Here is a 22,267-nt window from a genome sequence, read left to right on the forward strand (position 1 = left end):
CGGGGTCCGGCGCGACAGCTCCTCGCCGGAACACACGGCGCGGGCTTAGAACGGTACGGGCTCCGGCTCCTGCTTCTTGCTGCGCCGGGCGCTACCGGTGTGGGCCTCGTCCTCGGAGGTGATCCCCTCGGCGTCATCCACGACGGACGGCGGCGTCTCGAACAGCTCGCCCGTCGCGGCATCGACGCCACCCACGCCCTCGGGCAGTTCCTCGTGCACCTCGGTGGCGTCGAGGTCGTCGTGGGTCGCGGCACTCTGCGTCTCGGCGCGGTCCGGCGTCGTCCTGCGGAAGTTGGCCGTGCCCCACATGAGGTCGTGACCGGCGGACTCGGCGTCGATCTCGACGGCGGTGCCGGTTCGCCCGTCCGCGTTGATCCAGGGACGCACCTTCAGGCGCCCGGTGATGATGACGCGGTCGCCCTTCTTGATGCTCGCTCCCGCGTTCGTGGCGAGCTGCCGGAACATCGACACCGAGTACCAGTAGACGGTACATAATCAGCGTATGACGACTTCAGCGATCTACCTACGTATCTCAGCCGACAAGGGCAAGGGTACGTCTGAGCCCCGGCTTGCCGTAGAGAGGCAAGAATCCGACATCAGGAAGATGCTCGAACGGAAGGGGTGGACTCCCGGCAAGGTCTACACCGACAACGACACGACGGCATCCGGCAAGAAACGCAGACCGGAGTACGACCGCATGGTGGAGGACTTCAAGGCTGGTGAGATACAGGCCATCAGTGCAGCCGACCTTGACCGACTTTGGAGGGTACCGGCTGAGTTTGAGGAGCTTCTGAGCCTTGTGGACAAGCAAGGCCTGATGCTCGCCACGGTAGGCGGTGATGCTGACCTATCCACTGATAACGGCATTCTCTACGCCCGTATCAAGGTGGCTGTAGCTGCGGACGAACTGCGCAAGCGTGCTGCCCGTCAGCGTGCCAAATTCGCACAGGACCGAGAGACCGGCAAGAACCATTGGCGCGGACGTAGGCCGTTCGGTTTGGAGCTTGATGGAAGCCTCAACATCAAGGAAGCTGAGGCACTGAGGACGGTGGCTGAGAAGGTACTGAACGGCGCGACTCTTTCGGCATGCGTGGCCTACCTCAATGACAACGGCATCCCTACGACGTTCGGCGGCGAGTGGGACAGGAACCCCCTGAAGCGCACCATGCTTCACCCTCGACTCATCGGCAAGATGGAGCACGATGGAGAGCTGGTACCGGGCAACTGGGAAGCCGTACTTGATGAGGAGACGTGGAGAGCTGTCGGCTCCATCCTGATCAACCGTCCGGCTACGCAGACCAAGAACACCGAAAAGGACTACCTCCTCTCAGGAGTCGCTACCTGTGGCACCTGTGGCGCTCGGCTCTACGGTGCACGCGTACGCCGCGAGGCAGAGGGTAGGGCTGAGTCATGGGTCTACCGGTGCTCAGTGACTCCTTCTCACCTATCTAAGACCATGGTGAGGACCGATCAGCACGTGATCGATATGACCCTCTCAATCCTCATGGTGCCCGGTGCCGAGGATGAGTACCGCACAGAGGATGCCACGGAGAAGCTGAAGGCGCTCAGGAACGCACGGGCTGAGGAAGTAGCTGACTGGACCTCTTGGCTAGAGGAAGCCGTAGAAGAGGGCTTGAGGCCGTCCGAGTACAAGAAGCCACGTGAGAAGCACGAGGTACGCCTAGCTGAGATTGATGCTCAGATGCTGGACCTCACGAAGACTCAGGTACTGGACGTGGACCTCGAAGCGCTTACCCTCATCAGCCACTTCGATAGCTTCCCGCTAGAGCAGCGTCGGCGCATTCTCTCGACCGTCTGGAAGAGCATCGTGATCAACCCCTCTAGGAAGGGCGCACGGTGGAGCCCCGAGCAGATCGTGATGACCCCTACCGCTCAGACTCAGACAGTAATTGATTCGATGATGGCCGCTGCCGATCTTTTACAGAAGATGAAGACCGAGGGACGCATGCCGACTGCTGAAGAGTTGTGGGCGCTGAAGCAAGTGGCTGAGGGTTAGATTCCCAATATGCCGCGCTCCAATTAAGCTAGGTTGACATTCTTTTGAATTGTGTGTCCTAGGGCATTCCCAGAATAGGCTGGTAGAATGGAACTTGTACGACAAACCCCCAGAAATGCAACCGGAAGGAATACCATGACAACAGCAGGTAAGTACAAGAGAAGCGAACTAGGTAAGACTCGCTACGCCATAACAAAGGCTCAGCAGAAGCTAGTCATTACCGAGGCTTGGATCAGGAAGCTTCAGGCTAAGGAAGCCTTCTACAAGGAGCACGAGAGCGCCGAGATTGTAGGCATTAAGGGCAGAGAAGTAAGCGAAGTAATAGAAACTCGACGCTTCGAATTCGACGGTCTGACTCACACCTACTACGTCTACGCAGACGGCACACACTCTTACATCGTGTATGAAGGTGCAGCGTGAAGCGCGTAGCGGCTTTGGCCCTCGCTGCCGTACTCCTCACGGGATGTGCAGGTAATCCCGAGGACGGTAAGTCGAACGCTTGGCAGACAAGCTACTTCGACTGCATGCGGATCAGCGAGGTAAACGGCGACCTAGAGGACCACGGCCAAAACGAGATGGAGAGCCGATGCTCGAAGTTCGCTGACGCCAACGAAGGTAAGACGGTTATGGAAGTGATCGAAGAGCAGTAACTAGCAGTACCGCAGTACGCAAGGCCAAAGACAAAAGACAACCGAAGGAGCCAAATGGCAAACATCAATCAAGAGAGAGACATCCACTATGACCGAAACACCAGCAGACCTAGCAGAGGATAACCCATGGCGCGAACTAGCAACCATGTCTTCGGAAGAGTTCAAGGAACTCACTGAAGTACGTAAGGAGCTAGCCACTGCTACACGCGAACTAGAAGCACGTAAAGCCGGGTTCCAAGATTCCGCAGTGGTAGCACTGAAGGTTCAGCACCTTCACGAAGTACTCACAAAGAAGATGGCCGGTGCAGACAAGTTCTCACTTGAAGAGCTGGTCTTCATCGAGAAGGAACGCATTGCAGCACGTGAACAGGCACAAGCCCTGCACGATGCCGAGAAGACCCAAAGCGGGTATAAGACGCTGAACATTCAGCCTCTCAGTGAACTCCTCCTAGAGGACGATAAGCCCCTCGAATGGCGCATAGATGGCCTGATGCAGATCGGGCACAATGTCACGATGGCGGCACGCTACAAGGTGGGAAAGACCACATTCGTTACCAACCTCCTGAAGGCACTGGTAGACGGAACGCGCTTCCTCGACTACTTCAACGTCAAGCAAGTCACGAAGCCGATTGTTGTCTTCAACCACGAATTGTCAGACGCGCAATTCACCGCATGGCTTCGCAAGGGTGGCATCCGTAATACACAGATGATCATCCCGGTAAACCTCAGGGGTAAGGGTCTCTACCTACAGGACGAAGAAGCGCGGGATTGGGCTATCGAACTACTGAAGTCCTATGAGGCTGAGGTATGGATCGTAGACCCCCTTCAGGCGGCTCTCAGAGGCTCTGTGAACGACGACAACGTAGCTTCCGACTGGATAGCCGCAGCGGACCGCGTAAAGGCCGAGAGCGGCGTCTCAGAGCTTCTACTCGTGACTCACACCGGGCACCTGTCCAAGGCCGATGAGTACGGGCGTAGCTCCAACGAGAGAAGCGCCGGTAGCTCACGTTGGGCCGGTTGGCCTGACGCGCTGTGGAGCTACACAAAGGATGAGGCCGGTACCCGCTACCTGTCCGCAGAGGGCCGAGACGTGAGCGTCGAAGAGTTCGGACTCGACTACAACGAAGAGACCATGAGGCTCAGCAGTAAGGGTGAAGCATCGGGCCGAGTAGATGCCAAGCAAAACGAGCCCTACAAGAAGCTCATGAAGATGTGGGCCAATAGCCCCGATGCAGTCTTCACGAAGCCGGACATTACCCGTGCACTCCGTATGTCCAATGCGAAGGTCACTGACGCAATCCTCGACGCAACTGATTGCTTCATGATCGAAGAAACCGAGACCGTCCGTGAGGCCGGTGCACGTGGCCGAGTGCCTCAGTCCTACAAGCTCCGTGGCGAGGGTAAGTTCTTCCTTCGCTCAATCAGGGATTAGCGGACAATACACGGACCAATCACGGACAGTCCGTGAATAGGATTACATGCATTCACGGACAAGGACTTATATAAGTCCGTGAATGTAAATAATCCTTCAGACCCCCAGAGGCAGTGCCTGCCGAGTCAGGCAGTTGTCCGTAAATGAAACAGCAAGTAGTACCCAACCTAAGGAATCACCATGAGCTACACACCTAACCTGACCTACCTCGAATGCGAACCGTTCTTTGTGACGGACGGCAAGACAGGAGAGGTACACATCCTCCGAGCTAAGAACGCTGACATCTTCGGGAACACCATCAAGAGCGAGGAACAGTGAGCGACTCGCAATTTCAAGAGGCCGTCCGACAATTGCGTGAAGAGTTGCATGAAGTGCGCGAGATGGTCACCGGGATAAAGCACCGTCTCGACAATCCGACTCGCAAGCCTAAGCAAAAGCGCTGGTATAATTGGAGGTAATATCACTACTAACATAGTGGATATTGGTTGACGTTCCGGAAAGACGGATGCAGTCCCCTCGAACACCCGAGGTAACAAATAGGTGAGCAGTAGCCCCGGACGATTAGCCGGGGCTACTGCTGTTTAAGTCCACGCCCTCTGAACGAAAGGGGACGGTCATGGATATCACCGCATGGACTGGGCTACCTACCGAGGTAATCATCGTCGGCTTAGTTATTTACGGAATCATCGAAGTAACGAAGCTGATCGTGAATCGGGTGAAGGGTCCGAAGGGTTAGTGCCGTAAGGCTGACAGGCTGGAAAGACAGCCGCCCAAGGGCAAGAGGCCCTAAGCCTGAGCTAGACAGGTATAGAAGAACTAGCAAACGACATAACGACAACTTAGCCCCGTGGAAAGGGATTACTCGTTATGTCCAAAGAATGGTCAGGCCGCAAGGTCACAACGGCTAGAGCTAGGCTCGCCGCTACCCTGCCCGCACCTTGCTACAGGTGTGGCATCACTATCCCCTCTGCCTCTGATTGCAAAGAGCTAGGCATCGCGTGGGATGTAGACCACACCACCGCACAGGCTGAGGGTGGAGCGCACACCCTCGACAACCTCGCGGTCTCACATCGTGTGTGTAACCAAAGCCACGGAGGAAAGCTAGGCAACGCACGCAAGACGCAGACGACTACGGTCCGTGCTGCCGAGAAGGAACGCACAACAAAGTTCTGGCAAATTGCTGAATTGAAATCGCTGAAGAGTTTTTTCTTGAATTGCTTGATAACCCTTCGTTCCTCTCCTCTCTTTTTTGTCTCAGAGGCCGGAAATTGAGTGCCGCAGCGCTTCGAGGCGCTGAAATGCTCGGGTGGACTCTCCATCCTCACCAGCTCGAACTAGCAAAGATGCTTGATGAGCGAGTAGAGACCACAAGTGTTTGCTGGCCGCGTAGAGCTGGGAAGACAACGATCTTGTGGGCGTGGATTCTCGGCATGTGTGACCTGAACGAAGACTTCGAAGTCATCGTTACCGCGCAGTCAGGGCAGAAGTCCCGAGAGCGCTACCTGTCCGCAGCTCGACGCCTAGACCGCTTCTACCCGCAGGAGCAGGGCGGCCCCAGGATTCTCCGTGGAGCTGGTGACCTCTCCATGTACTTCGAGAACGGAAGCCGTCTGCACTCCATCTCCCCCGATCCTGACAACTTCCGAGGAGACTCCGCATCGATCATCCTCATTGACGAATTCCAAGCGATTGAGCCGGAGAAGTCAGAGGACATTAGGCAGTCAGCCGCTCCCCTCTTCGACACCGTAGAAGACGGCATGTTCCTTCTGTGCGGGACACCGGGCAAGCAGCGTGCAGGTTGGTACTGGGATGCCCTAGAAGCCGGACGTAAGGGCCTAGCAGGGCACGCAATCAGCGAGTACGCAGCACCGGAGCACGCAGACCTAGACGACGAAGAGGTTTGGAAGGCCACTCACCCCGGCATCGAGACACTGACCACCATCGAGAAGATGAGGGCAAGGCGTGCAGGCCTGACGATGCCCCAGTGGTCCATGGAGTACATGGGTCAGTGGCCGCCGGACTACACCACTCGCGCCCTGCCTGAAGCTCTCTGGACCGCTACAGCTACCGATCCTCAGCCGATTCCCGAGGGCGATTGGGTACTCGGCTTCGACTGTGCGATAGACGGCTCTAGCGGTAGCCTCACAGCCTCTTGGCTGGACGCTGAGGGCCTAAAGCACGTGCAGACGATGGAACACCGGGCCGGGACAAACTGGCTCGCTACAGAGCTATCTAAGGCGCAGAAGGCAAACCCGAGAATTGAGATTGTTTACGATCCAATTGGATTCAACGTCTCCACCGCCGCTTCTCTCGGTCGCTTGCGTGGATTCAACACCGCTCGCCTACGCCCTTTGAACCTCAAAGAGGTAGGAGCAGGTGCCGCGCTTATCTCTCAGAGCCTTGCAGACGGAACCCTGAGGCATTCAAATAGCGCTTCACTCGATACCGCTGCCGCTTCCGTGGTGTGGAGATGGAACGGAGAGACCCGTCTCTTTGGCCGTAAGTCCTCCACCGCTGACATTTCCGCACTATGTGCAGGATCAGCCGCTCTATTTGTAGCCGCAGGAAAGCGAGAGAAGAGCACAGGAAACCGTCCGAAGGGTGGCGCTTTCTAAACTAGTTCACACATGTGAACCAAATACCGGTGATATAATGGATATAGTCACTCCTTCAAAAGACTGCATCAAACGACGCCGCTTCTCAACCCTATCTCTCGGGTTGGGAAGCGGCGTTAGTTCTTTAAGCCGATAAACATACACAGAAGGCAACACATGGCACTCAGGGATATCTTCACGAGGCGCACCGAACTATTCGCTGCTGCCACTTCAAGCGTGCCCTCCGTGCCCGATAGCAACACCCTTTCTCTTCCTCACGGGATTCTGAGCCAGACTCTCCCGCTCGAAGCCGTGATATTTCCGGACCTCGACGTCTCGGCCTACCCAGTGACCGCAGCGGAAGCGCTCCAAGTACCCGCTGTATGGCGTGCAATCGCCCTCTATTCCTCCCTTTCCAGCCGTTTTGAGCTCTCCGCAGAGGGCAATTCTGCCCCTTGGCTCAACGAATCTCACGGCTATATGACGCCTCAGCTACGAATCGCCGAGACAATCCAGTCACTTATCTTCCACGGAAACGCTATGTGGAAGCTTGACCGCGATTCTTTCGGGAGTATCACTGCCGCTGAGCACGTAGACCGCAGCCGTTGGACCTCAGATAAGGGCGTCGTGAAGATTGACGACTCTCCCGTTTCAGACAATGACTTCATCTTCTTCAGAAGCCTCCTACCTACCGGACTCCTAGACGCTGCCCGAAATTCAATTCGACAGTACACATCGATTAGTCAGACCGTATCCAACCGCGTACAGCTTCCTAGCCCGGTCACGTTGGTCACTGAAGATTCCGATAGCGGCGCAGATGCTGACGAAGTTGCCGAGGCTATGGACCAACTCAAGAATTCCCTGACCTCGAAGCGCGGCGGAATGGTCTACGTGCCCTACGGGATCACCATTCAGCCCTACGGCGCAGGCGATAACGCTAACGAGATTATGGCCGCAGCACGTAATCAGTGCCGAATTGATCTTGCCAACTTTCTCAATATCAACGCTTCCCTTCTCGAAGGTGCCGTAGACGGGTCATCTGACACCTACAGCAACACGCTCATGGAAGCGTCGGAATTGCTTTCTCTGACAATTATGACCTTCACCGAGCCCATTGCAGACCGTCTCACCGGAGCGCTTGGCGTAAAGGTGAACTTTGACTACAGCGGGTTTGACACCAATCCCGAGAACACCAATAAGGGCGTAGTCCCTGAACCCACTAATGAGGTAACCGAATGACCGAAACATTCTCAGTCGGTCAGCTTGTCAGCTTCTCAGAGAAGCGCGGAACCCTCCGTTACAAGCTTGCACCGTACAACGAAAAGGCGCGTGACCGTGACGCCACTTTCCCTGAGGGAAGTATCGACTTCTCACAGGCTGAGGGCTCAATCGTCAACGTTGAACACGACCCATTCCGACCAATTGGCAAGCTGTCCGCACTTGAGTCAAAGTCTGACGGACTCTATGCCGTTGTGACTCTGGCGAATACGACTCTTGGCCGTGACATTTTCACCGAAGCTACAGACGGACTCCGCACAGGAATCAGCATGGAGCTTTCCGAGATGACTCCCTCAGCCGGTGTCATTACCCGAGCGGTCCTATCCGGTGCAGGTATCTGCATCAATCCTGCACTTGGATCAGCTCGCCTTATCTCCGCTTTCTCCGAGGATTCCGAAGCGTTCCTCGATCAGCCGGAGAGCGCCCCTGAACTCGGCAACGTTGAGAAGGCTCTTGAAGACCTCACCGAAGCCGTAGAGAGCATCAAAAGTGCTCTCGACCAAACATCCGAGGAAGTTACCGAAGAGGTAGCGACTGAGGAAGAAGTAACCGAAGAAGCTCCCTCCGATCTACCCGAATCTTTCCCCGCTACAGCCGAGGAAGAACCATTTATGAAAGGCCTAAAGGCTATGGAATCAAACGCAATCCCAACAACCGCTACTGCTACCGCTCCGAAGGTTGAGTCTTTCTCTCAGGGTCTTCAGCTCATCGCTGCTGCCTCAGAGGATAAGACCCTCGCGAATGCCCTGAACGCTACTGGTGTTACTGGTCAGAAGAACGTGTTCGCTCTTGCCAACGTGACTGAGGCTGCCGGTGGCGCTTCCCGTCAGGATCAGTGGCTAGGCGAGGCTTGGCTACAGAAGTCCTACCAGCGCAAGTACGTTCCCCTCCTCGCTTCTGCCCCCCTGACCGCTCGCAAGATGCGCGGATGGCGCTTTGTGCAGGGCCCTATCGTCGCTGATTACAGCGGTTTTCCGACGGCTGTGCCTAGTCGCGTGGTGACGACAGAAGAGTACGAGGCAGTCGCTCAGTACCTCGCAGGCGGTAACAGCATTGACCGCGCCTACCGAGATTTTGGCGATACAGAATTCTTGAACGGTTACTACCGCTTCCAGATCGAAGAATACGCACGCGTATCCGATCAGAAGGCTCTTGCTCACATTGTTTCCAGCGCTACTGCTGTAGCTGCCGGTTCAGTGCCTACCGGTGTTTCCGCTACCGCTGCCGGAATCGTAGACGGAGCACTTCAGATTCTTTCTGACGAGCTGGCTACCCCTACCGCTGCTCTCGTGCCTACAACCATGTACCGCGATCTGCTGCTTTCCCGTAATGACGATTCACTTCAATACCTTAGCTCTGCGCTCGGTCTCGAAGGTGGAAACCTCAACGGTTTCGCAATCGTGCCTACCGCTGATGTGAGTGCAATTCACGTTATCTCCAAGCCTTCTGCCACTTTCTACGAGCTTGCCGGTACTCCGGTTCGCGCCGAGGTAGAGACCCCCGCTAATGGCGGCTTCGATACCGCAATCTTCGGTTACTGGGCTGCTGTTACTCACGATTCACGCGGTATTGTTCGCGTCGAAAACGCCGTAACTACTCCATAATCACTCCCCCTCTAGTTCCCGAAAGGAGCGAACGCCTTATGTACAACGATCTGAGTAGCCCTGAATTCATCTACTCCGTTTGGCCCGATGCTGAAGACCTACCCGCAGACACTCTTGCCCAGCTTTTCGAAGCTGCGCACGAGGCATGTGAGGCGTTCGCTCCTGACTTGAAGGGCGCTCCTGTCCCGGCCCGCTATAAGCAAGCCGAGATTATGCAGGCTAAGCACATCTACGGCGCTTTTCGCGGTGGTAACAGGGAATCATTCGGTGAAGGAAACTTCGAAGTTCCTGCCTATCCGCTGGTATTTCAGGCCCGTGACTTGCTCAGACCTAAGCGCAATCCGCTAGGGAGGTTGGGAGCATGAGCGTCCGTCAAATCATCGGTGATCAGATCACGAAGGATAACCCCGGCTACGCCGTGAAGACCGAGCTAGTAAGTGCACCGGACAACCTCAGCGGCACTCGTGTTCACGTCTTCCGTTCGGCTTTGTCAAAGACCGCTAACACTCTTACCCATGAATGCACTCTCGAAGTCATGATCGGAAAGAGTGACGAAGACTTCCTCGATGAAGTCCTAGACGAAGTTCTCCTCTCCCTACAGCGCGTCGAAGGCGTGGATTGGTCCGCTGTCAATCGTCGCATCTTCGATGAGAAGTACCACGGGTACGAAATCACCTGTTCCGCAAACTCCTCAAACATCTACCGTTCAATCATCAACTCTGAAAGGGTCTAAAAATGGCCGTTAATCCTCTGTTCCTCAAGAGCGCCACGCTCACCGTCGATGGAATTGCTGTAGCCGATGAAGTCTCTAACGTGACTTTCACGCCTACCTCTTCCGCAATCACCTTCAAGGGTATTTCTGGCCTTACCTCACAGTCATCTTCTGTAGAGGTTTGGAATGTTTCGCTTACCTATGTTCAGGACTGGACACAGGCTACTTCGCTCTCAATGCGTCTGTTCAACAACGCAAATAAGAACGTAGTAGTTGTCTTCAAGCCTGCTGGCGGTGCCACCGGTCCGAACATCACCGCAACTGTCACCCTTACCCCCGGTGCTATCGGAGGTTCCGTGGATGCGGCTGCTGAAAGTTCTGTGACGCTGCCCGTCACCGGTCGCCCAGTAATCGCCCTTACCTAGGCCGTAGTTGTGTATGAGGTAGATGCTGCCTCACTAAAGGCAGTCAATAAGACCTTCAGGGCGCTGCCTAAAGACCTGAAGAACAACCTACGCAAGTACCAGAGAAGCGAATCAACGCCCATCTGGCGCGAAGAAGTGGAATCCCGAGCGGGATACAGCAAGCTAACCGCTGCTGTGTTCCGTTCGGGCACCACCGTCAAGGCCGGAGCGGTAATCACCCTCCGTGCAGGGGGTTCTAACCGCAAGCTTTCCGGTGGAGCTACAGCCTCAGAGCTGGCCCGTCCTGCCGAGTTCGGTTCGAACCGATCCGGCAAATTCACTAAGTACAACAGGACTTCCCCAAAGGGTAAGCGCCACACCGTTACAAGACGCGCCGGGAATCAAATTCCCGCTCGCCGCGCCAAGGGCTACGTAGTGATGCCCGCTTCTAAGTCCGCAATCAGCCGACTTACCTCGCTTCACGTGCAGACGATTACGCGCACGATCTATGAGGCAACCGAATTCTAAGAAAGGTGGTGAACCGTGGCCGGTAGACCCATTGAAATTATTGTTACAAGCGATACATCAGGAGTAGAGGACGGCAGTAAGCGCATTGCTGATTCCCTCGACAATGTTCAGGATGCCCTCACTGACGTTGAGAGCGCCGCTAAGGACACCGGAGACTCTCTCGGCACTTCCATTGGTGAAGGCACAGAGAAGGCCGCTACAGACGCTAAGAGCGCTCTCGGCAATGTTGAGGATTACCTCGATAGCGTCTCCGACAAAGCCGAGGACGCAGGCGACAAGCTCAAAGACGGTCTAGGCGAATCTGTCAGCGACGGCGCTAAAGATGTGTCCAGTTCCCTTGAGAAAGTTGAAGACTCGCTAGGTGAGGTATCCGACAAGGGCAAGGAGCTAGACCGCGATCTGACACAGGCCCTGAAGTCTGCTGAGGACGCAAGCGGTAAGGCCGGTCAGGGTATTGGCGACAACCTCAAGCGCGGAACCGATCAGGGCAAGTCCAGCTTCAAGGAGCTAGGCGACGAAGCTAACTCCTCCGCTCAGGAAGCTGCCTCATCCTTCGACGGATCAGCCGAAGGCCTCATCGACACCTTCCGAGAGATTGCCGCTGAAGGTGGCGCATCCTTCGGCCTTCTCGGTGGCGCTATCGGTCTAGGCCTTGCTGCCGGTATCGGTATCGCCCTGACTGAGATGCAGAAGCTCGGAGAAGCGAACACCGAGGCTAAGCAGAAGGTTGCTGACCTAGCCGCTGAATTCTCCGATCTTGGTGGCAATATGGACGCCGTTGATATTGGTGGCCGCATCAAGGAGTGGGGCCGTGAAGTCAACGAAGACAACTGGATGACATTCTGGATTGACGAAGCCAAGACCAACTTTGAGAAGTACGCAGAGCTTGCAAACGAAGCTGACGTAAATACCAAGGATGCTTTTAGGGGTATTCAGGGAAGCGTCGAAGATTCACAGGGATTCCTCGACGGAACCATCAGCGCCTTCGAAGACCTTCAGCGCGGTATTGATGATGCAACACAGTCATACTCGGACGGCACCACCACGATCACTCCGTACGGCGAGGAGCTGATCAAGCAACGCGATAAGTTGCAGGAGCTTCGAGAGGCCGCACAGCAAAATATCGATACGCAGAACAATGCAATCGATGTTTACGGTATCGAGACTGAAGCCGTAGGCGCAAACAATGAGGCACTGGCCGCAGCTATCGATCTAAAGAACGAACTTGCAGACGCCAACCTAAGTGCCCTTGAAGCTGACATTGCTCTTGTGGAAGGCACACAGACTCTCACGGCAACTCTTGCTGAGAACGGTCAGACCGTCGATATCAACACTGAAGCCGGACGTAACAACCGCTCTGCCGTTCTAGATCAGATCGGGACTATCAACGATTGGGCTCAGGCTCAGATTGATGCAGGCGCGGACGTAGGCGTTACGACCTCTGCAATGAATGTGCAGAAGGAAGCGCTTATCAATCAGATCGCTCCCTACTTCGGTTCTAGGGACGCAGCGCGTCAATACATCGATCAGGTTCTCAAGACCCCGAAGGCGATTACTACCGACCTACAGGCCGACTCCTCACAGGGTCAGCGCGTCGTGAATGACTTCGTCAACCAAAGGGTCACAAAGGTCATTGACGTACGAGCCGATACCTCTTCAGCCGAATATGCGATTGCCTCGCTCAATGGCCGCAGAATTACTGTCCACGCGGATGCAATTCCGCGTATCGGTCAGCCGCTAGCTAATTAGGAATACCCGTGACAACTATCAGAGCAATACCCAACACAGAGACAGCCTCTGTCCAGCTCGAAATTTCTACTACCTCATCCGTCAGCAAGGTTCTCCGTAACGACGCTAACGGCGTCTCTGAAGTGCGCACCCTTCAGGGTCAGCTACCTACCCCGCTTACGGGAACGCTCTTGATCACGGATTACGAGGCTGCCGCAGGTATCAACACATATTCCGTGGTCGAAGCCACCGATACGGGCGCTTCAGCTACGGCAACGCTGGGACTCAGTAGCCCTTGGCTACTTGTCCCGATCCTGCCGAACTACTCGGAGCAGGTGAAGACCGTGACCAACTACGGCTCACAGCGTCAGTCACAGAGCACGGTGCATGTGGTCATCGGCAGGCCCGATCCTCTGGTGGCCCTAGGTGTACTCGGAGACCGCACAGGCTCAATGGAAGTCTTCTGCGATTCCTTCGCTCAGGCCCGAAAGCTAGAGAACGTTTTCGACCGTGGCGAAATCGTCATGCTAAAGCAAAACGTCACGGGTCTCGATATGTACTTTACGGCAACCTCTACAAACGTTGCGCCTTTCTCTGTGGAGGGTGAGAGCAACACTAAGTACGCACTCAACATCCAATACGTAGAAGTGAAGGCCCCTGCCGGAAAGCTAGCCGGTGCTCTTGGCTGGACCTTCGACGTACTCGCAAGCTCCTACCCAAGCTTCAACGCAGTAACCGCGAAGTTCGCAACCTTCAATGACCTCACTATCAGAAAGGAGAAGGTCTAATGGCACTCGAAGCAATGCCAGAAACAAGGCCATCAACTTACCCTTTCTGGCCTGACGTTGACCAGCGTATCCGGGATAATTCGGTCACTCATATCTACTCAGCTATCGCCTATCCGAGGACCGGCGAGCCGATTACTCTCGACGTGAAGGATATGAGCATCAGTTTTGATGAGTCGTGGTCTCCGTACATTCAGGCTGATATGACCGTCACGATGACTGATCAGGTAACGCTTGAACGCCTCGACCCAAACGGCCTGTGCCGAATCAAGGTAACTCTCGGTTATGAGTATGAAGCCCGTTCGCGTGACGCTCATATGATTGCTGACCTTCAACTCCTCACCCGAGATGTGATCAGGCCGAATAACGAAGTGCGCCTTACCGCTGTCTCGGATGAATTGAGGTTGCAGGACTTCGTGCACTTCGGCGGTGCTCAGCCACCAAAGACCGGCCTAAACGAAGCGGTCATCTTTGCCATTGACAATGCAATTCTCCCTGATCAGTCATCAGTTGTATCTGCCTTTGGCCCCGGCTACGGAGTTGAATTCCTTACTGAACTGGGACTGCAAGTAGGCGATAGCCACGCCTCTCTAGTCGAAGACCTGATGAACCGAACTAATACATGGATTCGGTGCGAAGGTGACCGCCGTTGGTACATCACGGAGCGTTCGAAGGTAGCCGGGGTTTCCGCACACAAGTTGCTTACTGGTGCTGACGGGACGATTTCGAGCGCTAAAACGACTCTTCAACGTTCTGGTTATGCAAACGCCGTAGTCCTGAAATACACGTGGCAAAACGCCAATAACGACGAAGTCTCAATCACAGCGTTTCAGTTTGTACCCGGAAATGGTAAGCACGGACGTGACGCCATAGGCCTCAAAACCTACTTCGAAGAGCGCTCAGGACCGATTACGCAGTACGCCGCCGATATAGCAGCGCAGACGGTGCTAGCGGTCAAGATCGCCAAAGCACGCACAATCCAACTCGAAGCCGTGGCGGCGTACTGGCTCAGGCCCGGTATGACCGTCACCGTACAACTCCCCTCAGGAGAGCAGGAGCGACACATTGTCAGCTCGGTCTCCTTCACCCCCGGCAACGGCTCAATGAACGTTGTCACCCGTCAACCAGAAGTAATCTAAGAAAGAGTCTCGAAATGCCTATTACAACTACTCACAAGATTTACTACCCCGCCGGTACAGCCGTGCCGAATATCCCGGTTCAGTCTCAGACGACCGCCGAGAGTGTGGAAGCTGCACTCGATAAGATCACTAAGGCACCTACTTTCATCGGCGGCAAAAACGCCAAGCAAGCGCTCGCTGTGAAGGACACATTTTTCGATGTACTTTGGCAGACCGAAACTTTGAAGCAGGGTGGTATTACTCACGCCGCTAACTCTGCCGCAATCATTGTTCCCGAGAACGGTCTATATGACATCAATTCGCGCCTAAGTTTCAACGGTGGTGCTGTTGTTGTCGGTGTGCGTCTTCAGGTCAACGGCGTGGAAATCCTGAATACGCTCATGGACGCCGAGGGAAGTGTTCAGGCCTTCGCAAAGGTCCGAGTACTCGAAACACTCCGTCTCAATGCTGGTGACGTCCTGAAGGTACGTGCGCAGACCAACACCGTAGGCGTAGAAATCGAGGCCGATTCAACCCTGACTATCAGCAAGAAGGCTACGTACTGATGAGCTATTCAACACTCGCGCAAATGGCGAAAGACCCTGACTTCCTCGACCGCATCACAGCGTGCGTTGCTACTCAAGGCATCCGAGACGCTGAGCGTTGGGCCGTCGATAACAGGTGGGCCGTCGCTGGTCAGCCGGGATTCGATGATGCCTACTCCTACGCCGTTGACGGTGGGAAGGTACTGAAGCCGGGTAAGGACGTATCAGTGATTTCGGATACGCAGCTACTCGCAGCGGTACAGCTACTTCTAGGTGGTGCCTGATGAAGTACGGAATCATCACCGGCCACTTCGAAAGCCCCGAGCCGCTCGGAATGGTCACCGGCACGGTGTACTTCACTGCCTCTTCAGTGGTCCTGAACGCCTCTGAGAAGGCCGTAGTGCTCCCGTCGCCTGTGGCTGTCCCCTTGGTGGCTGGAAGCTTCTCTAAGAGCCTCACAGCGACCGACCATCCGACGCTCAATCCTTCGGGATTCACCTACCTAGTGAGCTTCGACCTCGAAGCCGCAGGCAGGCCCGTCAAGCTGGACAGCTTCAGCATCGACGTACCCGCAGACAGCAGGCGTGACCTGTCCGAGGTAGCTCCTGTTCCGACTGCTAACGGTGTCGCCATCGTGCGCGGTCCTCAGGGTGAAGCCGGATCGGCAAACGTCCTCACAGTAGGAACGGTTACCACCGGCAACACCGGCACCGAGGCTAAGGCTTCGATCACCGGTACCGCTCCCGAGCAGACGCTAGACCTCACGCTCCCGAGGGGCGCACAGGGCATCCAAGGCGTGAAGGGCGAACGTGGCTCGCGCTGGTATACCAACGGACCGGAGACCGTGGACTACTTCGACGTGCGCGGCATGATCGAAGGTGACCTGTTCCTCTACGGAGCAAGCCGAGACCTGTTCCGCTACGACGGCACCAAGTGGACCTACCAAGGGCTCCTAGGCGCTTAGGCTGGTTGAGGCCGCTCCTGCATCTCGAATTGATACCCCAAACATCATTCGCGCAGGGGCGGCCTCTGTCATCTGTAGGGTGACGGGATGGAACTTGTCATAGGTGTTCTCGGTGTGGTGTTTGGTCTCGCAGGCGTCACGGTCGGCTATCTGTCCTACAGAAACGACACCGCCACCGAGCCTTGGCAACTGACCAAAGTTGGCGACGATCTCTGGCAACTGGAACGGCTTCAGAAGCGCCCCGTCTGGGTTATCTACTTGCTCAATTTTGAAGGCGGTAGCTTGCACATGCTCAACGGCGCGGGATTCCCGGTGGGTCTCTACCGCAAGGGACGGCGGGACATCATAGAAATTACTCCTACCTGCCCCGGCACTCACCTAACCGTCATGTTTCGCAAGGCAACCCGCAAAGAGATCAAGGGCAACTCAGCAACCGCACCAGAGGGGCACACCATGACCGAGGGTTTGAAGTGCGCCCAGTGGTCCACGCCGCTCTACTGACCTAGCTTTGAGTCATGCCTCAAGAGCTTCTCATCGCCCTCATAGCCGCTGGTTCCGCGCTGGCCGGAAGCCTTGTCGGTGCCTTCCTCACTCGCACCACGGAGCACAGGCAGTGGATGAGAAACGAGAAGTTAGCGGAGTACAAGCTACTGGATTCGCGCGCCACGAGACTTCTAGCCGAGATCAACCGCATGGGCATGTTCTCGGGCGGCAATCATGACGCCCTCGCTGAAGCGTCACGGGAGTTCACGACTCAGCAGGCGGTCTTTGTAGCGTCTAAAGGCGTGCACGTTGCCCTTCGTGAGTTCCTCGACCGCGTTGACGATGTCATCGAGATTGCGAGCGAGACAACGAACCCGGACCGCACGAGGCGTGTGCATGAGGCGTACAAAGCTCTTACTGGCGTGCAGGACGCTATGCGGAAGGACTTACGCCTGAAATAGCTCGTACGTCTTAGTTGGACTGTCTACCAGTTGGTGTGTCCGTCCACCCAGGCGTTCGTCTCCCTGTCGAATCGACGCTCCGTGGAGCACATGCGGAAGCCTGCGATCGGGAGCCCGCTCTGGGCCAGGGTGAGTCGGACGTCCGTGGCGACGTAGCCCCGCACGGTGATGATGTCGGTCATGATATCTGTCCTTCCGTAGTCACTGTCACCGACGTCGTCCGCCGGCTGCAACCAGTCTCGGCGGGCTGCCCGGACGCTGACGGTCGCGGTATGACTATGTGGATAACAGCCGTCGTCGAGGAGTCATGGGCCGGCAGGGCGTGCGTGCAGGTCATCGACTGCGGTAGGGACTCGACGGGTCCGGGACGCGAAAGGGCCGGGCGATCGACGCCCGGCCCTGTACACGTGCCCCCGGCAGGATTCGAACCTGCGACCAGAGGATTAGAAGGCCCCTGCTCTATCCCCTGAGCTACGGAGGCGGACTCCGTCGAGTTTACTATGGGCCGCCGTGCAGGGTACCGGCCGCTGCCTCATTCGACGTCCGCGAAGACCACTCGCAGTTCGAGGCGGTGCTGACCGTCGGGGTCCTGCGAGTACACGGCCTTCCCGGAGATGCCCTCGAGCCCGCCCGTCCCGGATCCCGGCACCACGTGCCCCGAGCTCGCGGCCTCGGATCCTTCCGCCACACCCCAGTGCTGCACCACCATCGTCCCGGCGCGGTCCCCGATCGAACCCGTGAACTCCTCGGACGCCACGTACCCGGCTCCCACGTCGTTGCCGGCCATCAGGAGCTCTGCGGTACTCGTGCCGCTGATCTCCCCCTCGAAGACCTTCGTGGCGCTCACCCGCGAGAGTTCGCCGTGGCTGCCCGGTGCGGAGTAGGTCTGCGGTTCCCACGCGGTGATCTCGAACTCGCCGTTGTACGTCGTCGTCGTTGTATCGGTCATCGACCCAGTATCGTCGCTCGCCGTCGGCCCCGCACCTGATCCCTCGGCCGCCACAGCGGCTGTTCGGGACTCCGCCGGACCCGCTCACCGGAGCCGGGTGCGGGCTGATCAGTGCAGCTGACCGGGAGCGAGCGGCTGGTAGCGCCGACGGAACAGCAGCTTGGTGTGCGGGTCGAGGAACACCAGGTAGAGGGCGAAACCCAGGGCGACGACGGCCGCCACCTGCCGCGCCATCATCAGGCTGAAGTCGAAGTACGGGAAGATGTCGAGCTGGTCCGTGATGGCGTAGACCATGAAGAAGGCGACGGTGAAGTACAGGGACTTCACCTGCCAGTCGTCGCGGATGCCGGTGACCGCGAAGAGCGGGATCAGCCACACCACGTACCACGACTGGATCATCGGCGACAGCAGCACGATGGCCGCGAAGGCGAAGGCGAGGCGTCGCACCAGCCTGCTGTGATCCCCGCGGAAGATCTGCAGCGCGATGATCGCCAGCGAGGCGACGCGGGCGAGGGTATTGAAGACGTTGGTGATGTCCCAGCCGTTGAGCCCGACGGCGTCGCCGAGGGTCGCGATGACGAGGCCCATGAAGCCGACGGGCGCGTACCAGATCCACACGCTGCCCGGCGTACTGAGGGCGCCCACCCAGCCGAAGCCGAACGTGTTGATCATCCCCATCACCCACAGGAGGCCGAGGGACATCCCGGCCGTGAGGAACCAGTAGAGGAAGCGTCGCGGCCAGGACGCTCCCCTGCCGGCCCACATCAGCCCGACGAACGGCAGGAAGATCAGCGTGATCGGCTTGATCCCCACCGAGAGCGTGATGAGGAGGATGCCGAGGACCGGCCGTTTGACCGCCGCCAGGTACAGACCTGCGAGCGCCAGGCCGATCATCAGGGAATCGTTGTGGATGGCGGCCACGAAATTGATGAGGAAGAGCGGGTTCGCGGCGGTGAGCCAGAGCGCCCGGTTGGCGTTGATCGAATGGAGGTCGGCGAGCTTCGGCACCATGTACACGCAGAGGGCCACACCGACGAGCGCGACGACCCTGAACAGGATGATCGAGGTGTCGGGATTGCCTCCGGTGATCCTGACGATGCCCTCCTCGATCCAGAGGAACACCGGACCGTAGGGCGTGGGGCTCTGCGCCCAGAGATCGTCCGCGCCGATCTGCAGGTAGTTGGAGATCTGCGAGTAGCCGTCCACATAGGGATTGAGCCCGGCGATCATCACCTGGCCCTGAGCGATGTACGCGAAGACGTCCCTGCTGAACAGCGGGAGCGCGGCCGCCAGTGGGATGGTCCACGCGACGATGGCCTTGAGGATGAACGGGCGGGTCTCGTCGGACCACCCGGCGAGGCGCTGGCCGAGACGCAGCCACGCCCGGATCAGCAGCATGCCGCCCACCGCCAGCAGCAGGACGGCCAGCACGGCTCCCGCGGGTTCGAAGCGCAGCCAGATGATCACCGGGTTGCGCCGGAGCTCGGCCGAGGCCAGGGACAACCAGCCGACCCCCAGCGACCCCATCCACATCAGCACCGCGCCGATGAATCCCTGCAGGACGGCGACGTTCGGCCGATCCGGACCCGACGTCGTCTCGACCTCGGTGAGCGGGACCTGGGAGGCCATTCGTGCATCCAATCGTCGGCGAGCTGGGGTCGGCGTGGAGCGCCTGCGTTCTCAGGACCACCGGCGTGCGCCGACGGTCGCCAGGGCGCCTTCGGCTCGGTCTTTCCGCCGGAGAGCGCAGGGACTCCCAGATCTCCCGCAACCCTGAGTGAACTGCTCGAATATTAGCATCGGGACTCCGGCGGACGCCCGGGACGACGCGGGGTCAGCCGGACGTCCGACGGTGCATGGGCGCGGGTCGTCGCGTCGGTGACGGACGGTAGATTGGTCGAATGCCTGTATCGAATGAACACATCGTCTGGATCGACTGTGAGATGACGGGGCTCGATCTCACGAACGACGCGCTGATCGAGGTGGCCGTCCTCGTCACGGACTCCGAACTGAACATCCTCGGTGACGGTGTGGACGTGGTGATCAAGCCCACCCCGGAGGCGCTCGATCAGATGGGTGACTTCGTGCGGCAGATGCACACGACGTCGGGTCTGCTCGAGGAACTGGACGGCGGCATCACGATGGCCGACGCCGAGCAGCAGGTGCTCGACTACATCCGCACCTGGGTGCCCGAACCGCGCAAGGCGCAGCTCGCGGGGAACTCGGTCGGGACCGACCGCAACTTCCTCCTGCGGGACATGCCGCTCGTCGTCGATCACCTGCACTACCGGATCATCGACGTCTCGACGATCAAGGAACTCGCCCGTCGGTGGTACACCCGCGCCTACTTCCAGTCGCCGGCGAAGACGGGCGGGCACAGAGCCCTGGGGGACATCGAGGATTCCATCCGCGAGCTCCGCTACTACCGCGCAGCCGTCTTCGTGCCGGCGCCCGGACCGGATTCGGCCAGCAGCAAGGCCATCGCACGCTCCGTGGCGTCCTGACTACCGGACATCGCTCCCGGGCTGTCGGGAGCATGGCGAAATCTGTGTAAACTTGTGACCGCTGCCTTTCGCAGGCCGCTCCGCCGGGCTCACCGACGGAGTGCGGCGCGAAGACACATGGTGGGTATAGCTCAGTTGGCAGAGCGCCTGGTTGTGGTCCAGGAGGTCGCGGGTTCAACCCCCGTTACTCACCCTCGAGTGGTCAGGTCGACTCCTGGCACGTATGCCGTTCCGGAGATCTCCGGGACGGCATACGCCTTTTCACGGCGGAATCGCTCCGCTTCCGCCGTCAGCCCTCGGCCGCCGGACGACGCGACCGACAGGAACGAAGGACCTCATGGAACGCACGGTGTTCGACGAAGATCACGAGCTCTTCCGCGACATGGCCCGCGAGTTCAACGAGCGGGCGGTCGCCCCTCATTACGCGACGTGGGACCAGCAGCACATCATGGACCGCTCCGTGTGGACCGCGGCCGGCGAACAGGGCCTGCTCGGTCTGGCCGTGCCCGAGGAGTTCGGTGGGGCGGGCATGCCCGACTACCGCTACCGCGCGGTGCTCGACGAGGAATTCGCGAGGAGCAACCATCTCGCCGTCGGTCTCGCGTTCCACCTCCACGACGACCTCGTGCTCCCCCACCTGCTCGCGCACGGGAGCGACGACCTGAAGGAACGCTGGCTCCCCGGCATGGTCTCCGGCGAGATCGTCACCTCCTGCGCATGGACCGAACCGGGAGCGGGCAGTGACCTCCGCGGCATCCGCACCAAGGCCGTGCGCGACGGGGACGACTGGCTGCTGACGGGCCAGAAGGTCTTCATCGGCAACGGCATCAGCGGTGACGCGTCGCTGGTGCTGGCGCGCACGGACGGCAGCTCGGGCCGCGGGTCGAGCGACGCCTTCTCCCTCTTCATGGTGCGGAAGGGTGAGGGCTACACCCCCGGGCGCCAGCTCGACAAGATGGGCCTGCGCGCCTCGGACACGGCCGAGCTGTTCTTCGACAACGTGCGGGTGCCCGGTGCGGACCTCGTCGGTGAGGTGGGGCAGGGCCTGCGGTACAGCCTCGAGCAGATCCCCCAGGGCCGCCTCGGTATCGCCGTCGCCGCCTCCGCGCTCGCTCGGGCCACCTACGAGCAGACGGTCCGGTACGTCACCGACCGCAATGCCTTCGGGGAACGCGTCCTCGATTTCCAGACCACGCGCCACACCCTCGCCGAGATCCTCACGGAGGTCAGGGTGACGGAGGCCTTCGTCGATCAGGCGGTGCTCGCCTTCAACGCCGGCACGCTCTCCCCCACGGACGCCGCCCAGGCGAAGCTGTGGGCGAGCGAGCGGGCGAAGTCCGTCACGGACCGCTGCCTGCAGTTGCATGGCGGGTACGGCTACATCCTCGAGTACCCGGTCGCCCAGGCCTTCCTCGCGGCCCGGCTCCTCACCATCTTCGGCGGCACGAGCGAGATCATGCGCGAGTCCATCGGCCGCTCGATCGCAGGCCGATCCACCACGAGCAGGTAGG

At 58.3% G+C, this 22,267-nt stretch carries 26 protein-coding genes and 2 tRNA genes; 23 read left to right on the forward strand and 5 right to left on the reverse strand.

All coding sequences use genetic code 11. The features are described 5' to 3' along the window. Positions 1-45: 45 nt before the first annotated feature. Positions 46-465, reverse strand: coding sequence for a single-stranded DNA-binding protein (locus AC4D16_RS02455; RefSeq protein WP_490953818.1), 420 nt, complete (start codon positions 463-465; stop codon positions 46-48). 37 nt (positions 466-502) lie between these two features. Between AC4D16_RS02455 and AC4D16_RS02460 the strand changes: the two genes are divergently transcribed. The 20 genes from AC4D16_RS02460 to AC4D16_RS02555 all read left to right on the forward strand — a co-directional run bounded on the left by AC4D16_RS02460 (position 503) and on the right by AC4D16_RS02555 (position 17,303). Next, positions 503-2,017, forward strand: a complete 1,515-nt coding sequence (locus AC4D16_RS02460) for a recombinase family protein (protein ID WP_490953819.1) — start codon at positions 503-505, stop codon at positions 2,015-2,017. A gap of 135 nt (positions 2,018-2,152) precedes the next feature. Further along, positions 2,153-2,437 carry a hypothetical protein gene (locus AC4D16_RS02465; protein ID WP_490953820.1) on the forward strand — a complete coding sequence of 95 codons (285 nt, stop codon included), beginning with the start codon at positions 2,153-2,155 and terminating at the stop codon, positions 2,435-2,437. Beyond that, positions 2,434-2,667, forward strand: a complete 234-nt coding sequence (locus AC4D16_RS02470) for a hypothetical protein (RefSeq protein WP_490953821.1) — start codon at positions 2,434-2,436, stop codon at positions 2,665-2,667. The genes AC4D16_RS02465 and AC4D16_RS02470 overlap by 4 nt, the downstream gene beginning before the upstream one ends. 88 nt (positions 2,668-2,755) lie before the next feature. Continuing rightward, a complete protein-coding gene (locus AC4D16_RS02475) occupies positions 2,756-4,099 on the forward strand; it encodes an AAA family ATPase (RefSeq protein WP_490953822.1) in 1,344 nt (447 codons plus the stop codon). A 180-nt stretch (positions 4,100-4,279) separates the two neighbouring features. Next, the gene (locus AC4D16_RS02480) at positions 4,280-4,417 is read left to right on the forward strand and encodes a hypothetical protein (RefSeq protein WP_490953823.1); all 138 of its coding nucleotides are present in this window, start codon (positions 4,280-4,282) and stop codon (positions 4,415-4,417) included. Positions 4,418-4,966: 549 nt separating this feature from the next. Further along, positions 4,967-5,371, forward strand: coding sequence for an HNH endonuclease (locus AC4D16_RS02485; RefSeq protein ID WP_490953824.1), 405 nt, complete (start codon positions 4,967-4,969; stop codon positions 5,369-5,371). 26 nt (positions 5,372-5,397) lie between these two features. Further along, complete coding sequence (locus AC4D16_RS02490) at positions 5,398-6,714, forward strand: phage terminase large subunit family protein (RefSeq protein ID WP_490953825.1); 1,317 nt, start codon at positions 5,398-5,400, stop codon at positions 6,712-6,714. Positions 6,715-6,870: 156 nt separating this feature from the next. Beyond that, a complete protein-coding gene (locus AC4D16_RS02495; protein ID WP_490953826.1) occupies positions 6,871-7,932 on the forward strand; it encodes a phage portal protein in 1,062 nt (353 codons plus the stop codon). After that, entirely contained in the window at positions 7,929-9,575 is a 1,647-nt protein-coding gene (locus AC4D16_RS02500; RefSeq protein ID WP_490953827.1) for a phage major capsid protein, read from the forward strand. Before AC4D16_RS02495 ends, AC4D16_RS02500 begins: the two co-directional genes overlap by 4 nt. A gap of 38 nt (positions 9,576-9,613) precedes the next feature. Then, the gene (locus AC4D16_RS02505) at positions 9,614-9,940 is read left to right on the forward strand and encodes a head-tail connector protein (RefSeq protein WP_490953828.1); all 327 of its coding nucleotides are present in this window, start codon (positions 9,614-9,616) and stop codon (positions 9,938-9,940) included. After that, the gene (locus AC4D16_RS02510; RefSeq protein WP_490953829.1) at positions 9,937-10,308 is read left to right on the forward strand and encodes a hypothetical protein; all 372 of its coding nucleotides are present in this window, start codon (positions 9,937-9,939) and stop codon (positions 10,306-10,308) included. The genes AC4D16_RS02505 and AC4D16_RS02510 overlap by 4 nt, the downstream gene beginning before the upstream one ends. A gap of 2 nt (positions 10,309-10,310) precedes the next feature. Continuing rightward, on the forward strand, positions 10,311-10,712 hold the full coding sequence (locus AC4D16_RS02515) for a hypothetical protein (RefSeq protein WP_490953830.1): 402 nt from the start codon (positions 10,311-10,313) through the stop codon (positions 10,710-10,712). Between the two features lie 9 nt (positions 10,713-10,721). Beyond that, the gene (locus AC4D16_RS02520; protein WP_490953831.1) at positions 10,722-11,219 is read left to right on the forward strand and encodes a hypothetical protein; all 498 of its coding nucleotides are present in this window, start codon (positions 10,722-10,724) and stop codon (positions 11,217-11,219) included. Between the two features lie 15 nt (positions 11,220-11,234). Then, positions 11,235-12,968 (forward strand): hypothetical protein, encoded by a 1,734-nt coding sequence (locus AC4D16_RS02525; protein ID WP_490953832.1) that lies wholly within the window; start codon positions 11,235-11,237, stop codon positions 12,966-12,968. An 8-nt stretch (positions 12,969-12,976) separates the two neighbouring features. Beyond that, positions 12,977-13,735, forward strand: a complete 759-nt coding sequence (locus AC4D16_RS02530) for a hypothetical protein (RefSeq protein WP_490953833.1) — start codon at positions 12,977-12,979, stop codon at positions 13,733-13,735. Further along, on the forward strand, positions 13,735-14,871 hold the full coding sequence (locus AC4D16_RS02535; RefSeq protein ID WP_490953834.1) for a hypothetical protein: 1,137 nt from the start codon (positions 13,735-13,737) through the stop codon (positions 14,869-14,871). Before AC4D16_RS02530 ends, AC4D16_RS02535 begins: the two co-directional genes overlap by 1 nt. A 14-nt stretch (positions 14,872-14,885) precedes the next feature. Continuing rightward, the gene (locus AC4D16_RS02540) at positions 14,886-15,416 is read left to right on the forward strand and encodes a hypothetical protein (RefSeq protein ID WP_490953835.1); all 531 of its coding nucleotides are present in this window, start codon (positions 14,886-14,888) and stop codon (positions 15,414-15,416) included. A gap of 262 nt (positions 15,417-15,678) precedes the next feature. Then, positions 15,679-16,359, forward strand: coding sequence for a hypothetical protein (locus tag AC4D16_RS02545; RefSeq protein ID WP_490953836.1), 681 nt, complete (start codon positions 15,679-15,681; stop codon positions 16,357-16,359). 87 nt (positions 16,360-16,446) lie between these two features. Then, a complete protein-coding gene (locus AC4D16_RS02550) occupies positions 16,447-16,860 on the forward strand; it encodes a hypothetical protein (protein ID WP_490953837.1) in 414 nt (137 codons plus the stop codon). A gap of 14 nt (positions 16,861-16,874) precedes the next feature. Next, complete coding sequence (locus AC4D16_RS02555) at positions 16,875-17,303, forward strand: hypothetical protein (RefSeq protein ID WP_490953838.1); 429 nt, start codon at positions 16,875-16,877, stop codon at positions 17,301-17,303. A gap of 23 nt (positions 17,304-17,326) precedes the next feature. On the opposite strand, the gene AC4D16_RS02560 is transcribed toward AC4D16_RS02555, so the two are convergent. The 4 genes from AC4D16_RS02560 to mptB form a co-directional block, all read right to left on the reverse strand. Then, the gene (locus AC4D16_RS02560) at positions 17,327-17,485 is read right to left on the reverse strand and encodes a hypothetical protein (protein ID WP_490953839.1); all 159 of its coding nucleotides are present in this window, start codon (positions 17,483-17,485) and stop codon (positions 17,327-17,329) included. Between the two features lie 226 nt (positions 17,486-17,711). After that, positions 17,712-17,784 (reverse strand) — tRNA-Arg (locus tag AC4D16_RS02565). Between the two features lie 51 nt (positions 17,785-17,835). Further along, on the reverse strand, positions 17,836-18,252 hold the full coding sequence (locus AC4D16_RS02570; RefSeq protein ID WP_490953840.1) for a DUF3224 domain-containing protein: 417 nt from the start codon (positions 18,250-18,252) through the stop codon (positions 17,836-17,838). Positions 18,253-18,360: 108 nt separating this feature from the next. Then, a complete protein-coding gene (gene mptB, locus AC4D16_RS02575; RefSeq protein WP_490949032.1) occupies positions 18,361-19,881 on the reverse strand; it encodes a polyprenol phosphomannose-dependent alpha 1,6 mannosyltransferase MptB in 1,521 nt (506 codons plus the stop codon). Between the two features lie 272 nt (positions 19,882-20,153). On the opposite strand from mptB, the gene orn reads away from it, so the two are divergent. The 3 genes from orn to AC4D16_RS02590 all read left to right on the forward strand — a co-directional run bounded on the left by orn (position 20,154) and on the right by AC4D16_RS02590 (position 22,266). After that, positions 20,154-20,756 (forward strand): oligoribonuclease, encoded by a 603-nt coding sequence (gene orn, locus AC4D16_RS02580; protein ID WP_490949031.1) that lies wholly within the window; start codon positions 20,154-20,156, stop codon positions 20,754-20,756. A 120-nt stretch (positions 20,757-20,876) separates the two neighbouring features. Next, positions 20,877-20,949 (forward strand) — tRNA-His (locus AC4D16_RS02585). A 144-nt stretch (positions 20,950-21,093) separates the two neighbouring features. Beyond that, positions 21,094-22,266: an acyl-CoA dehydrogenase family protein gene (locus AC4D16_RS02590; RefSeq protein WP_490949030.1), complete on the forward strand. Its 1,173-nt coding sequence runs from the start codon at positions 21,094-21,096 to the stop codon at positions 22,264-22,266. Position 22,267 lies beyond the last annotated feature (1 nt).

It is taken from the genome of Arthrobacter sp. TJ-236, assembly GCF_058269235.1.